Raw genomic sequence first — 13,493 nt, 5'->3', positions numbered from 1 at the left:
ATGACTGCACCCTTTGCCCTGTCGCTGCAGGATCTCGCTCCCATTGCCGAAGGCACCTCCACTTCTCAGGCGATGGCTGAAACCATCGCCCTGGCGCAGACGGCCGATGAACTGGGCTATGAGCGGCTCTGGTATGCCGAGCATCACGGCATGCCCTCGATCGCTTCTTCGGTCCCCGAAATCCTGATTGGCAGCGCCGCGGCCCACACCAAATCCATTCGCGTGGGGTCCGGGGGCGTCATGCTGCTCAACCATGCGCCGCTGCGCATCGCCGAGGCTTATCGCACGCTTGAGGGATTGCATCCGGGGCGTATCGATCTGGGGCTAGGCCGTGCGCCCGGCGGCGATGGTTATGCGATGCGGGCGCTGCGCAGTGGTGGGGGCGAGGAATTCTCCAACTATCTGGCCGAGCTGATGGCCTTTGATGAGGACAGCTTTCCGGCCGATCATCCCTATTCCCGGGTGCCGGTATCGCCCGGCGGAATCAGCCTGCCGCCGAAGTGGCTGCTGGGCTCGTCGGGCAATAGTGCGCAGGCGGCCGGCCAATTGGGTTTTGGCTATGCCTTTGCCGCCCATTTCAGCCATACCCCGCCCGCCCCGGCGTTCGAGACCTATTGCAACGCCTTCAAGCCCAGTGCCGCTTTTCCCAAGCCCCGGACCATTATGTGCGTTTCGGTGATCTGCGCGCCGACAGATGAGGAAGCGCAATATCTCTCGCGCTCGCAGGCGGTGAGCTGGGCGCTGTTCACCTCGGGCGAGCAGCGCAAGCTGATGAGCCCCGAAGAGGCCCATGCCCGCGTTTTGACGCCCCAGCAGCAGGCGGTGATCGATCACCAGTCGAGCCTGTGGATCATCGGCTCGCCCCAGACGGTGGCTGACACCATCGCCGAAAAGGCCAGGGGCAGTGCTGCCGATGAGGTGATGATGACAACCACCATCCACGATTACGGGCTGCGCCGGCGCTCCTATGAGCTGGTGGCCAAGGCCTTCGATGTGGCGCCACGGGTCTAACTATCCAGCACCGGACAGGCGCGGCGGTCGTTAACGTCTCGTTGCCCGGTGCGGATTAGCATGGCGCCCAACATGTCTGCCCAGGTTGGTCAATGAGCGCTGCAGTTTTCGTTCTGGCAATTAATCTCTGTGTTGCCGGAATTTTCGTCACCGCTTTCCTGCTGGTGGCCGTCTATACGCGCGCGGTCAGCGCCCGCTGGCTGGCGCTCGCCTATGGCGCCGGGGTGGTCAATGTCGGGCTTGAGCTGATCCTGCCGTTTCAGGCCGAGCCGAGGCTGTTCAGCATCGGTATCTTTGCCGCCTTCCTGCTGGCGCAGGCGTTTGCCGTGGTGGGGCTGGCACGCAATTATCGGCTTGAGCCGCCATGGCGATTGCTGGCCGGGCTGGTGCTGGTGTCGATGATTGCCATTGTGCTGATCATCGACATGGACCGGCGCTCGCTACTGCGCGGGCTTGGCTATCAGGGGCCCTATGCGCTGATGCAGCTGCTGGGCATGCTGGTGGTGCTGCGCTCGGGTCGGCGGCATGTGCTCGATCTGGTGCTGCTGGCGATCTATGCGCTGGGGGCGCTGAATTTTCTGGGTAAGCCGTTTCTGGCCGTGGCGCTGGGGCCCGGGATCAATGCGCAGGCCTATATCGGCACCACCTATGCGGCCATTTCCCAGGCGGTGGGGGCTGTGCTGCTGATTGCCAATGGCATTTTGATGCTGGTGATCCTGTTGCGCGATGCAATGGTTACCATGACCACCCAGACCGAGACCGATCCGCTGTCGGGGCTGCTGAACCGGCGCGGTTTTGAGGATCACGCCGAAAAACTGCTGGCCAGCGCGCGCCGCACGGGCGTGCCGGTGAGCATTGTGGTGGCGGATCTGGATCATTTCAAATCGATCAATGACCAATATGGCCATCCGGTGGGCGATGTGGTGATCAGCCGCTTCTCCAAAACCCTGATGGCGGCGGCGGACATGGGAGCGATGACGGTTTCGGGCGCCATTCTGGGGCGGCTGGGGGGCGAGGAATTCGCCGCGCTGGCGCCGGGCAGCGGGCTCAATACCGCGCAGCTGTTCGCCGAGCGCGTGCGCATGCAATTCGCCGCCGAGCCGGTGATTGCCCAGGCGCCGGACAAGCGTCCGACGGCCAGCTATGGGGTGGCCCAGCTGCGGCCCGATGAAGGGCTGTTTGATCTGTTGCGTCGCGCCGATGCGGCCCTGTACGAAGCCAAGAAGACCGGGCGGGACCGTATTTGCGTGGCCGAGGCCGAACACCCATTGCCGCCGCCCGTCCCAGCGGGAGCCGACCGGCGGCAGGGGTCGCGCCGACCCTAATTGTCGCCGCGCCGCTCGACGAACTCGAAGCCATCGGCATCAGGGTCGACCTTGAGCGCCAGCTGCTGGCGATCCAGTTCGGCCAGCCAGGCGGTCCAGGAGCATGGGCTCATGCCATTATCCTGATCGACCGGGCGGGATTTGTCGGCCCGGGCAAACCGCAGCTTGAGCTGGGCGCGTTCTTCGCCGAAGCGATTGCGCACCCGGGCAATGGCGGGGATGCCATTGCGGTCGGCCACCCAGTTGCGAATATCGCGGTGGCCGGTGAGCATATGATTGGTGGTCTGATCCTTGCGCATTCGGGCTTCCCTCCTCAAAGAGCCGTCATCGTCCAGCGCAACGGCGCGAGCCCTCCACCCGTTCCGTCACGAACGCATCAATCCTGCACAAATTCGGTGACAAGATTGAGTCGCTGCATCTCGTCCGCCGAAAAATAGTAGAGCCGTTCGGGCGGTGTTTCCAGTGCGTGCAGCCACAACGCGGAATCGACGCCACTGCGGGTCAGTCCGGCGATGATCCTGGCGGTGGTGGTCTGGGCGCTGCTCATGGCCACCCCGGCGGCGCGCATGGCGTTTTGCGGATCGCCGCTCATGGCGGTGGCATAGATCTGGTGCACGCCGATGGCCGCTTCGGGACTGGCCAGCCGCGCGGCGCCGGCGGCAAAGATGATGGGGCAGGAGGAAGCGCACAGCGCCCCTGCTTCCACCCGGGTGGTCAGGCCCTGCTCGTGGATCAGCTCGGCCATGGCCAAGGCGTCCTCGACCGAACCGCCGGGTGAATCGAGCACGATGGACTGCACATATTCGCCACGCGCCTCGATCTCGCTGGCAAAGCGGGTGGCGCTGCCGGGGTCGATGGTGCCGGTCAGGGTCAGCCGACCGGCGCTGCCCAGGGCGATTTCGAGGGGCTGCTGCAGGATATCGGGCGCAGTGGTGATGTCGGGCATCGGGCCGGTATCGGGGCCGTCACTGGCTGGCGGCGGGATGGGCTGGAAGGTGGCCGGTTCGGTGGTGGTCTGATTGTCGGTGAGTTCGCGGAAATCGACAAACAGCACCGCGGCAGTGCCCGCCAGCATGATGAAAAAAGCCACGCGCAGAATAGCGCCGTCCTCGATGGCGGCGAGGCGGTCGATCAGGCGGCGGTAGAACGGCCCCTGGGCGTGGTCGGCGCGGGCATTGGCATCGGATTTCATGCCGGGCGCGGCCCATCAGTGCGCTTGCGCTGGGCCGCGTCGATGGGGGTCACCGTGCCCTCGTCCGCTGGCGCTTCGGCGACCTCGGGGGCCGGTTCTTCCGGCGTGGGGACAGGCTCGGCAATCGGCTTGGGCTGGCCGGTGGCCACATCAATACCGGCGGTTTCCATCTGACGGAACAAGGCCATGGCGCGCAGCATTTCGGCGGCGGTGATGGTTTCGGCCTCGGCCAGGGATTCGGAATCCTTACGCATGGCGTCATTGACGATCATCAGCACCAGAACCAGCACCACGGGCAGCAGGTCAATCGAGATGGCGCCCGCCCAGCTGGGGATGAAATCGCTCCAATAGGCCAGCACGGCCTCGGCGCTCGATAGCGGCACAAAGCGGCGCTGCTCGACGCTGGGGGTGGCCAGGATTTCGTCGGCGGCAGCGCTCAGCGCGGCCGATTGGGCGGCCACCGAAACGCGCACGGTTTCCATCACCTGATCCTGCCGATTGGCCAGATCGGCGCTCTGGCCATTGGCGACCGGGGCAATGAAGCCGGCCGACAGATCGGCGGCGGCGCGTTTGACCGAGGCGGCAATGTCGGTCTGCTGCAGCGCGGCAATCACCGCCGAGAGCTGCACGGCTTCGGACTGGAAACTGTCCGAACGCGGCTCGATGGCGCCGGGGGTGGAGACCAGTTCGCGCATATTGGCCAGACGGGTCGAGCCTTCCTCGAACAGGCCGGCGACCTCGTCGCGACTGGCGGAAATCGACGCGCCCAGCTGGCTCATCTGCGCGCTCATCTGGGTGAGCAATTGCACCACGCTGCCCGAGCCCTGGGTACCGGTCAGGGCCCCGTTTTCGCGCTCATCAGCGGCCAGACCGGCAAAGCGTTCGGCAGCGCGCTGCACATCGGGCAGCAGGCTCTGGCTGGCCAGCGCGTTGGCATGGGCATTGTCGAGGTCCTCGGCATAACCCTGCAGGGTCACGGCCATATGCTGTTCGAGCGCGGCCGAACCGGCCAGCGCAGCGGCATTGAGCCAGCTACTCATGGCGATGATCATCACGCAGCCAATCGCCATGGTCAGAAACAGCGCGATGCGCTGCACGCCCAGGGTCACCAGCGGCACAAAGCGCAGCATGAAACTCCAGAAGGCGTAGATGGCCACCGAGACGGCGGCCGAATAGATGATGGCGGCAAAGAACACGAAATTGGCCGATCCATCGAGCAGGCCACGCACGCCCAGATAGGTATAGACCCCCGATGCCAGCGCCAGCACGGCCAGAGCAAACCGCGTCATGGTCTCAATGCCCTTGACGGTTTCGTTGAGACGATAGGCGTTTGGCTTGAGTTGCATGTGGCGCGGCCCCGATTGATTAAGCAGAGCTTAACACAGCGATGGCGGCGAGAAGGGGGCAGAGGGGGGCAGGGTTAATGACAGTGGCGTGAGGGGGGGCGGGATCTCTGCCACCCACCAAACGGCACCTCCCCCTTGCCGGGAGGGGGGGCGGCACCGGCTTCCAACTCGTGGCACCACCGACTACGTCCCCGGACCCACCTGCGTCATCCTCGGCCCCACCAGCCGTCATCCTCGGGCTTGACCCGAGGAGACTTCACTTCACCTTGTTATAGCTGAGTGTAGAGCCCTCGGCTCAAGGCCGAGGGTGACGATCTGGTGTTTGATGACAATGGGTAGCGGCCAGGACGGACCGGCGGCTTGCGACCCCAATTCGGTCATTCGGGAGCGTACGTTGCGTCCCGAAAGCTGCCGCTTGTTCAAACGTCGCCAGACGGCAAAGTCCGGGCCGGCTTGGTAGTTTCCAAGGGTCGGATATCGAAAGCGTTCCGAATCCTGAGAAAACCGTCGTTTCAGGCCCAAACCAGGCCTTGGCACCGACCTTCTTATGCCGCCTTTCTCAGCAAGCGGTCTGGTGACCAGATCAGAGCCGCGATAGCGCAGTAGAGTTGGGAACGCTGCTCGATTTCCTCCCACCCGAATTCCTTATAGGGTTTAAACGCCAAATTGTGGGTTTTGAGCGCTTTCAGCACACCCGGGTTGTTCGCATAGAAACTCGGATGCAGCGATTGGGTGAGCGCGTTCGCCTTTAGGTAGTGCGGCAGCTTCTTCTTGTAAGGGGCATCCCCTAGGCTGGCATTCACCTTCTTGGGCAACAATAGCAGCCCGCCAATGTAGTTGCGCCATTCCTCAAAGGCGCCGGCATCCTCGAATTCTTTGACAAACATGTCGAACTTGTCGGCAAGGATGTGTTCGACCTCATAGGCGTTCTTGCCTGAGCGCACGATGTAATCCTCGTATCGCCCCGGCTCTCCCGCTTGTTGCTCCAGCCAGTCGGTGAAGCGGGCCAACTGACGGTGGATCGCCTTAGAGGTGAACTGATTTAACCCTACCCACTTCTGGAAGTCGTTTTCGTCGAATTCTTCCTTCAGCCGCTTATGCAGTATCGCCCGCACCTCGGTCAGTGTTTTGCTCCTGACACTGCGAATCACGGTGAAAGCGGCATATTGCATCTGAGAATAGCTGTTGGATTTATAGTTCCAGAAGCGAACGTTCAGCCAACTGTCGATGAAGTCGGCGACGACGCCCATTTTGGCCTTTGCCGTGTCTTTGTCATCATCCGCATTCACCGAGGAGAGGATGATATGGTGTTGGAGCGTAAAGCCCGCATCGGCGTTGTATTTGACACTCTCTAGCCCCGTCTTACGAGTGGCGGACGCCTTGAGGAGCAGCAGGTACCGGTCCGCGAAGATGCGCATGTTCTTGACGACGAACAGGTAGAAATCCTCGCTGGCGTTCAGCCCCACCTCTTTTGCGTTGTTGCGTATCCAGCGGTGATACTCCGTGCCGATCAGTTCGAAGTCTTCGTTCTTGGCTTCTTTCTTCCGCTCCCTAATCCGCTTGGCATATTGCGACCGCAGCCAAGCTTTGAAGAAGTCAGGCTCGGTGTTGTCGCCGAACTCGGCGAATTTGGTCAGGAAGGATTTGATCAGCTTGTCCGCTTCAAGCCGTTTGTTCGGGTCTTCGATATTGGCCAGCAGATAACCCTTGAGCATGTCTGTAGGGGTGAGGGAGAGGCCCCTATCGTTCATCGTCTCGAAGATCGTATAAGCGTCGCCATCATCGTTCGCGGTGATTTCGATCAGCTTCACGTTTCGAATGACCCATCAGATGAACATGTTGAGTTCGTCAGACGACATGGTTTTCGGGAAGACTTCATCGAGATCGTCGTAACGGTCCACCAGATTGCGCACAGAGTCTGATTTACCCTCGGGGTTGTAGCGTTCGCCATTAAGTAAGGCCGACATGCAGTCGTTGCGTTCCGGGATATCGAGCTTGAACTTGGGGCCGCCTGGGTCCTCGTCAAAGACCAACTGCTCGATCTTGTTGACCTTCTTCGCGTGGTCCCGTTGCAGATGATTCAGATAGATTAGAAGCAGCGTTAAAGTCGTTATGCGCTGCTGCCCATCAACGATGTTGCGCACATCGCCAGCCTTGCTGATGACAATGGAGCCGAGGAAATATTTAGACTGCTTTTCCAGTGGCGTGCCAGGGCTCCAGGTTTGAGAAAACTGAGTGTAGAGATCATCAACGAGTTCCTGAAGCTGCTTTCGCTTCCATCGGTATTCACGCTGGTAGTAGTCGATGCCGAATGCTGATCCAGAAAGTAGCACTTCGAGAGTTTTGTCGTCACCTTGGATATCTTGCAATACAGCGCCTCTGCTTTGGCTGAAATTTCTAACTGGACGCTAGGTAATGGTGGCAGCATCCGCAAGCCTGTTTCCCAAAACCCGACATTCCGCAATCCACCCCATTTCGGCCATCTCAAGCCACTGGCGGCATCGTACCAACGCTACCCCTCGATCGCGACCTCAAGCGCGATGGTCACCATGTCGCTCAAGGAGGTCTGGCGCTGTTCGGCGTCGATTTCTTCCTTGGTGATCAGGCAGTCGGTCATGGTGCAGATGGTCAGCGCCTTGACGCCAAAGCGGGCGGCCAAAGTATAGAGCGCGGCGGCTTCCATCTCGACGCCGATGACGCCGTGCTCGGGCAGCTTGTCGTAACCGGCCATGCCGTCGGCATGGTAGAAAATGTCGGAGCTGAGCATATTGCCGGCATGGTAGCGCATGTTTTTCGCTTCGGCCTTTTCGGCGGCGGACCGCAGCAGACCGAAATCGGCGATTGGGGCGAAGTTATAGGCGCCAAAACGGTCGCGCACGATGGCGCTATCGGTTGAGGCGGCCTGGGCCAGGATCAGGTCGCGCACCTTGACCTTGGCATTGAGCCCGCCACACGTGCCGACGCGGATCAGGGTTTTCAGCCCATAGGTGTTGACCAGTTCATTGACATAGATGGCCAGCGAGGGCTGGCCCATGCCGGTGGCCTGCACGGAAACGCGCTTGCCCTTATAGCTGCCGGTATAGCCCAGACAGTTGCGGACCGAATTGACCAGTTTTGGCTCATCGAGAAAGGTCTCGGCAATCCATTTGGCGCGCAGCGGGTCGCCGGGCAGCAGGACGGCATCAGCATAGTCACCGGGCTTGGCGTGGTTATGAGGGGTCATGACGGTCTCCGGTTTTGGTTCTTGCTCCAGCAATGCCATTGGGGACCGGGATGGGCAAGTCCGGGCGATCTGCCTCCCTCCCCCTTGTGGGGAGGGATTAAGGGTGGGGGGCTTCAGGGACTATCGCCAGAAGTCCCCCACCAGACCCCTTGCGGGGCCTCCCTCCCCACGGCGCGCGCCTTCACCTCTACCCTGGGGGAGGCGTCGACCCGTTCGGGTCGGGTGAGGGGGCCTTGCCGACCCCATGCGCAGAACAGGTCTGCCGCATCCATCGCGACCGTCCCCAAGGAGCTGGCAGTCTTGACCTTGCCACTGTGGGGGTCCATCTACGCAAACGCATCTGGAGAACGCCAATGACTGCCAAGATTTTCATCGACGGGGAAGCGGGAACCACGGGTCTGCAGATCCGCGAGCGCCTGGCCGGCCGCACCGATCTTGAGGTCATCTCCATCGCCAATGACAAGCGCAAGGATCTCGATGAACGCGCGCGGCTGCTCAACGCGGCCGATATCGCCATTTTGTGCCTGCCCGATGATGCGGCCAAGGAAAGCGTTTCGCTGATCACCAATGGCACGACGCGGGTGATCGACGCCTCCTCGGCCTTCCGGGTGCATCCGGACTGGGCCTATGGCTTTGCCGAGATGGACAAGGTGCAGGGCGCCACCATCGCCAAGGCGCGGTTTGTTACCAATCCGGGCTGTTATCCGCAGGGGGTGATCGCCAGTGTGCGGCCGCTGATTGAGGCGGGCCTGCTGCCCTCGGGTTATCCCATTACCGTCAATGCCATTTCGGGCTATTCCGGCGGCGGCAAGCAGATGATTGCCGAATATGAAGCCGCCGGCGAAGCCGCGCCGCATTACATGCCCTATGCGCTGACCTTCGCGCACAAGCACATGCCCGAAATGACCGCCTATACCAAGCTGGCCAATGCGCCGCTGTTTGTGCCTTCGGTGGGTGATTATGCCCAGGGCATGGTGACCTGCGTGCCGCTGCAACTGGGTCATCTGGGCGTGGTGCCACGGGGCGCAGAGCTCCATGCCGCCATTGCCGATCACTTTGCGGGGATCCCCGACAGTTTTGTCGAGGTGGCCCCTTTTGCCGAGATGGCCAAATCGGCCGAGCTCAACCCCGAGATCTACAACAATACCAACACCATGAAGCTGCATGTGTTCGCCAATGACGAACGGGCGCAGGCGGTGCTGGTGGCGGTCTATGACAATCTGGGCAAGGGCGCTTCGGGTGCGGCGGTGCAGAATCTGAACCTGATGCTGGGCGTTGATCCGCGCACCGGGCTGGTCTAGTCCGCCTCGCATTATGCGAGGCCGTTGCCGTTTGCCTCGCATTTTGCATCGGGTTATGGTGACTGAAAAGTTAATGTTTACAGCGATTTAACCTATCAGGCCTGTTTTGTGGGCGCGCGCTGTTTGGCACGGTTCGTGCAAGAGAGAGCCTGTCCGGGTTTTATTTGTTTTGCGTACCGGATGTCAGTCATTGAGACCCCGTTCTGTGCGACCAGAGCGGGGTCTTCATGCTTTTGGGCCTGCCCTTGTCGCGCGGCGTCGTTGCGACTAAATAAGGCAATGAAAACAGGGAGACTGCAATGAAGGCCGTACTCGATGTGATCATGGTGATCCTCCAGCTTTATTGGTGGGTGCTGCTGATCATGATCATCATGAGCTGGCTGATCTCGTTCAACGTGATCAACACGCGCAATCAGTTCGTCGCCAGCGTCTGGCGCGTGGTCAATCAGCTGACCGAGCCTCTGCTCAATCCCATCCGGCGCGTCATGCCCAATTTTTCGGGCCTGGATATTTCGCCGATCATTCTGTTCCTGGGCATCTTCTTCCTGCAGCAGTTGATCCTGCGCTATGGCTATCCCTACGTCCCGTAAGGGGCACACCTGATGGCAGATTGCTACCGGCTCAGCCCCCAGGGGCTGAGCCTTTTTGTTCGGGTAACCCCCAATGCCGGGCGCGACGCCATTGAGGGCGTCGAGCGGCGCGATGACGGCAGCGCCGTGTTGCGGGTTCGGGTCAAGGCCGTACCCGACAAGGGAAAGGCCAATGCAGCGGTGATCGCGCTGCTGGCCAAGCCGCTGGGTGTGGCCAAATCGGCCATCAGCGTCAGCCATGGCGAGACCGCCCGGCTCAAGACGCTGGCGGTGGCAGGAGATGGGCCAGCGCTCGTGGCGGCACTGGCGGCGCTCGATGGTCCCCGATGAATTGAGACAAACCTCCCCCTCGAGGAGGGGGTGAGGCTGCACGCGCGAAGTCGCACCCCCGTCGCCCGTCCACACCCCGCGACAAAACATCGCAATTACCATTGCTTAACCGAACAATCCCGCTAATCTCGACGATTGGAGGGGGCCCATTTGGAGGGCTGTCTGGCGCGGGTTGGAGGACCCCTGTCAGGCCAGCGTCGGGTCCCTGGAGGAAAATCGAGAGGGACTTTTCTATGACTTTGGCACTCTGGCTGATCGTCGTGTGCGGCGCTCTGTCCATCGTTTATGGCGTGATTACCACCCAGCAATTGCTGGCCGCCGATTCCGGGACGGCCCGCATGCAGGAAATTTCGGCGGCCGTTCGCGAAGGCGCGTCGGCTTATCTCAAGCGGCAATACACCACCATCGCCATTGTGGGCGTGGTGATCCTGATTGCGGCGTATCTGCTGCTGGGCATTTATGCGGCCATCGGCTTTCTGCTGGGCGCGGTGCTGAGCGGCGCGGCCGGCTTTATCGGCATGAATGTGTCGGTGCGCGCCAATGTGCGCGTGGCGCAGGCCGCCGTCAGTTCGCTGGGCCGCGGCCTCGACCTGGCGTTCAAATCGGGCGCGGTCACCGGCATGCTGGTGGCAGGGCTGGGCCTGCTGGGCGTCACGCTCTACTTCATGATGCTCACCCAGATGCTGGGGTTTGATCCCACCAGCCGTACGGTGATCGATGCGCTGGTTGCCCTCTCGTTCGGCGCGTCGCTGATTTCCATCTTTGCCCGTCTGGGCGGCGGCATCTTCACCAAGGGGGCCGATGTGGGGGGCGACATGGTGGGCAAGGTCGAGGCGGGCATCCCCGAGGATGATCCGCGCAACCCGGCCACCATTGCCGACAATGTGGGTGACAATGTTGGCGACTGCGCCGGCATGGCAGCCGATCTGTTCGAAACCTATGTGGTGACCATTGTTGCCACCATGGTGCTGGCCGCCATCATCCTGCCCGACGCGTTCAAGCTGATCGGCATGGTGCTGCCCCTGGCCATTGGCGGGGCCTGCGTGGTCACCTCGATCATCGGCACCTATTTCGTCAAGCTGGGCGCGGACAACAACATCATGGGCGCGCTCTACAAGGGCATCATCGCCACCGGTGTGCTGTCGCTGATCGCGCTGCTGCCCGTGCTGTGGCTGATGTTTGGCGATATGAACATCGCCATCGAGGCCAGCGACAAGACCTTCACCCCATGGGCGCTGTTCTGGTGTGGCGTGGCCGGGCTGGTGATTACCGGGCTGATCATCGTGATCACCGAATACTACACCGGCACGGGTCGCCGTCCTGTCAATTCGATTGCCGAAGCCTCGGTCACCGGTCACGGCACCAATGTGATCCAGGGTCTGGCCGTGTCGCTGGAATCAACGGCGCTGCCGGCGTTGGTGATCATTGGCGGCATCATCATCACCTATAATCTGGCGGGCCTGTTCGGCATCGCTTTTGCGGTGGCAACCATGCTGGCGCTGGCCGGTATCGTGGTGGCGCTCGATGCGTTTGGTCCGGTCACCGACAATGCCGGCGGTATTGCCGAAATGGCCGGGCTCGACGACTCCGTGCGGCACAATACCGATGCGCTCGATGCGGTGGGTAACACCACCAAGGCCGTCACCAAGGGCTATGCCATTGGTTCGGCCGGTCTGGGCGCGCTGGTGCTGTTTGCGGCCTATACGCAGGATCTGATCTACTTCTCGAACCTGCCTGATGCCCCGGCGATCTTCCAGGGCGTGGGTCAGCTGACCTTCTCGCTGGCCGATCCCTACGTTGTGGTGGGCCTGCTGTTTGGCGGTCTGCTGCCCTTCCTGTTCTCCGGCATGAGCATGACGGCAGTGGGGCGCGCGGCCCAGTCCGTGGTGGTCGAGGTGCGCCGCCAGTTCAAGGAAAAGCCGGGCATCATGGCCGGCACCGAAAAGCCCGACTATGGCCGGGCCGTGGACATGCTGACCAAGGCGGCGATCAAGGAAATGATCGTGCCCAGCCTGCTCCCCGTGCTCAGCCCGATTCTTGTGTTCTTCCTGATCAACTGGATCGCCGGACCCGCTGCGGGCTTCTCGGCGCTGGGTGCCATGCTGATGGGCGTGATCGTCACGGGTCTGTTCGTGGCCATTTCCATGACCGCCGGTGGCGGCGCCTGGGACAATGCCAAAAAGAGCTTTGAAGACGGCTTCACCGACAGCCATGGCGTCAAACACCTCAAGGGCAGTGAGGCGCACAAGGCCTCGGTCACCGGCGACACCGTCGGCGACCCCTACAAGGACACGGCCGGTCCGGCTGTGAACCCGATGATCAAGATCACCAATATCGTGGCGCTCTTGTTGCTCGCGGTGCTGGCCCATCTTGGCTGACCACCAGACGTTGTCTGGACTGGAATGAAGACGGCCCGGGGTGAACGCTCCGGGCTATTTTTTGTCCACTGGTGGTGCAGCAATCTTAAGCCAAACGTTGGACCCGCCTGGCTGTTAAGGCGAAAGGACCGGATTGCACTTAACTGTCCACGCCATAGTATTTCTGATCGTCGCCAATCAGCAGGTCACGGGCGCCTTTGGGCATGGGAAAGCCGTAGCCGACCCAGGGTTTGATCCACCACATGGTCCGTTCATGGTGATAGCGGCTCATCTGCAGATCAGTGCCGATCTTTTGCTGAGCCATGTCGATGGCATGCAGGGCATCATTGCCCATCGCGCGGCTCTTGACGCGTCCTTCAGGCCAGTCGATCTCATAATGGCAGTCCCAGCTCGGTCCATTCTGCACGGGTTGAAACACCCGAATGACAACGGGTTGTTCGCCGCTCGGCGTCAGTACGGTCAGGGTTCGCGTGCCGATGATCATCACGCACCTCAATAGTTGAACGGCGGAAGGGGATCATCCTTCATACAGGCGGTGCGCCGCAACATTGCCTGATTGCTGCAGGCGGGGGACCACACCGTCATTCTGCACTGGAAGATGTCGCTCTCATATTGAGCCTCGCACTTTGCATAATTGCCATCATTCCAGCGTCCGGCAACTCTAGTCCGCGTCCACTGACCGCCAGTGGGACGTCCCGCTGGCACACGGGGTTGAGCTGGGTTATATTTGCGCAGCAGCCGCTCGAGGCCAAGCCCGATGATTGTTAGTCGACGCGACGCTATCACGTACTCGGCTC

At 61.4% G+C, this 13,493-nt stretch carries 13 protein-coding genes; 6 read left to right on the top strand and 7 right to left on the bottom strand.

Going from position 1 to position 13,493, the window contains the following annotated elements; genetic code table 11:
- Positions 1–1,011 carry an LLM class flavin-dependent oxidoreductase gene (locus KD146_RS16300; protein WP_212659890.1) on the top strand — a complete coding sequence of 337 codons (1,011 nt, stop codon included), beginning with the start codon at positions 1–3 and terminating at the stop codon, positions 1,009–1,011.
- A gap of 92 nt (positions 1,012–1,103) precedes the next feature.
- Positions 1,104–2,336, top strand: a complete 1,233-nt coding sequence (locus tag KD146_RS16295) for a GGDEF domain-containing protein (RefSeq protein ID WP_212659889.1) — start codon at positions 1,104–1,106, stop codon at positions 2,334–2,336.
- On the opposite strand, the gene KD146_RS16290 is transcribed toward KD146_RS16295, so the two are convergent.
- The 6 genes from KD146_RS16290 to deoD form a co-directional block, all read right to left on the bottom strand.
- Entirely contained in the window at positions 2,333–2,635 is a 303-nt protein-coding gene (locus tag KD146_RS16290) for a hypothetical protein (protein ID WP_212659888.1), read from the bottom strand. The genes KD146_RS16295 and KD146_RS16290 overlap by 4 nt on opposite strands.
- Positions 2,636–2,712: 77 nt before the next feature.
- Complete coding sequence (locus KD146_RS16285; protein WP_212659887.1) at positions 2,713–3,528, bottom strand: COG3904 family protein; 816 nt, start codon at positions 3,526–3,528, stop codon at positions 2,713–2,715.
- Positions 3,525–4,874 carry a hypothetical protein gene (locus tag KD146_RS16280; RefSeq protein WP_212659886.1) on the bottom strand — a complete coding sequence of 450 codons (1,350 nt, stop codon included), beginning with the start codon at positions 4,872–4,874 and terminating at the stop codon, positions 3,525–3,527. Before KD146_RS16280 ends, KD146_RS16285 begins: the two co-directional genes overlap by 4 nt.
- 545 nt (positions 4,875–5,419) lie before the next feature.
- The gene (locus tag KD146_RS16275) at positions 5,420–6,685 is read right to left on the bottom strand and encodes a DUF262 domain-containing protein (protein ID WP_212659885.1); all 1,266 of its coding nucleotides are present in this window, start codon (positions 6,683–6,685) and stop codon (positions 5,420–5,422) included.
- A gap of 15 nt (positions 6,686–6,700) precedes the next feature.
- On the bottom strand, positions 6,701–7,243 hold the full coding sequence (locus tag KD146_RS16270; protein WP_212659884.1) for a DUF262 domain-containing protein: 543 nt from the start codon (positions 7,241–7,243) through the stop codon (positions 6,701–6,703).
- A 143-nt stretch (positions 7,244–7,386) separates the two neighbouring features.
- Complete coding sequence (gene deoD, locus KD146_RS16265) at positions 7,387–8,097, bottom strand: purine-nucleoside phosphorylase (protein WP_212659883.1); 711 nt, start codon at positions 8,095–8,097, stop codon at positions 7,387–7,389.
- 353 nt (positions 8,098–8,450) lie between these two features.
- On the opposite strand from deoD, the gene argC reads away from it, so the two are divergent.
- The 4 genes from argC (at position 8,451) to KD146_RS16245 (ending at position 12,696) form a co-directional block, all read left to right on the top strand.
- The gene (gene argC / locus KD146_RS16260) at positions 8,451–9,398 is read left to right on the top strand and encodes an N-acetyl-gamma-glutamyl-phosphate reductase (protein WP_212659882.1); all 948 of its coding nucleotides are present in this window, start codon (positions 8,451–8,453) and stop codon (positions 9,396–9,398) included.
- 299 nt (positions 9,399–9,697) lie between these two features.
- Positions 9,698–9,988: a YggT family protein gene (locus KD146_RS16255; protein ID WP_212659881.1), complete on the top strand. Its 291-nt coding sequence runs from the start codon at positions 9,698–9,700 to the stop codon at positions 9,986–9,988.
- A 12-nt stretch (positions 9,989–10,000) separates the two neighbouring features.
- Positions 10,001–10,318 (top strand): DUF167 family protein, encoded by a 318-nt coding sequence (locus tag KD146_RS16250; RefSeq protein ID WP_212659880.1) that lies wholly within the window; start codon positions 10,001–10,003, stop codon positions 10,316–10,318.
- 233 nt (positions 10,319–10,551) lie between these two features.
- The gene (locus KD146_RS16245; RefSeq protein ID WP_212659879.1) at positions 10,552–12,696 is read left to right on the top strand and encodes a sodium-translocating pyrophosphatase; all 2,145 of its coding nucleotides are present in this window, start codon (positions 10,552–10,554) and stop codon (positions 12,694–12,696) included.
- A gap of 139 nt (positions 12,697–12,835) precedes the next feature.
- Here the strand turns inward: KD146_RS16245 and KD146_RS16240 are convergent, their stop codons facing one another.
- On the bottom strand, positions 12,836–13,180 hold the full coding sequence (locus KD146_RS16240) for a DUF6968 family protein (protein ID WP_212659878.1): 345 nt from the start codon (positions 13,178–13,180) through the stop codon (positions 12,836–12,838).
- Positions 13,181–13,493: the final 313 nt, after the last annotated feature.

It is taken from the genome of Devosia litorisediminis (assembly GCF_018334155.1).
GTDB lineage: Bacteria > Pseudomonadota > Alphaproteobacteria > Rhizobiales > Devosiaceae > Devosia > Devosia litorisediminis.
This window is presented reverse-complemented; position numbering and strand designations above follow the sequence as displayed.

Excerpts from the sequence above, each read along its gene's own strand:
- KD146_RS16300 (WP_212659890.1), top strand. The coding sequence starts at position 1 with ATGACTGCACCCTTTGCCCTGTCGCTGCAGGATCTCGCTCCCATTGCC.
- KD146_RS16295 (WP_212659889.1), top strand. The coding sequence starts at position 1,104 with ATGAGCGCTGCAGTTTTCGTTCTGGCAATTAATCTCTGTGTTGCCGGA.
- KD146_RS16290 (WP_212659888.1), bottom strand. The coding sequence starts at position 2,635 with ATGCGCAAGGATCAGACCACCAATCATATGCTCACCGGCCACCGCGAT.
- KD146_RS16285 (WP_212659887.1), bottom strand. The coding sequence starts at position 3,528 with ATGAAATCCGATGCCAATGCCCGCGCCGACCACGCCCAGGGGCCGTTC.
- KD146_RS16280 (WP_212659886.1), bottom strand. The coding sequence starts at position 4,874 with ATGCAACTCAAGCCAAACGCCTATCGTCTCAACGAAACCGTCAAGGGC.
- deoD (WP_212659883.1), bottom strand. The coding sequence starts at position 8,097 with ATGACCCCTCATAACCACGCCAAGCCCGGTGACTATGCTGATGCCGTC.
- argC (WP_212659882.1), top strand. The coding sequence starts at position 8,451 with ATGACTGCCAAGATTTTCATCGACGGGGAAGCGGGAACCACGGGTCTG.
- KD146_RS16255 (WP_212659881.1), top strand. The coding sequence starts at position 9,698 with ATGAAGGCCGTACTCGATGTGATCATGGTGATCCTCCAGCTTTATTGG.
- KD146_RS16250 (WP_212659880.1), top strand. The coding sequence starts at position 10,001 with ATGGCAGATTGCTACCGGCTCAGCCCCCAGGGGCTGAGCCTTTTTGTT.
- KD146_RS16245 (WP_212659879.1), top strand. The coding sequence starts at position 10,552 with ATGACTTTGGCACTCTGGCTGATCGTCGTGTGCGGCGCTCTGTCCATC.
- KD146_RS16240 (WP_212659878.1), bottom strand. The coding sequence starts at position 13,180 with ATGATCATCGGCACGCGAACCCTGACCGTACTGACGCCGAGCGGCGAA.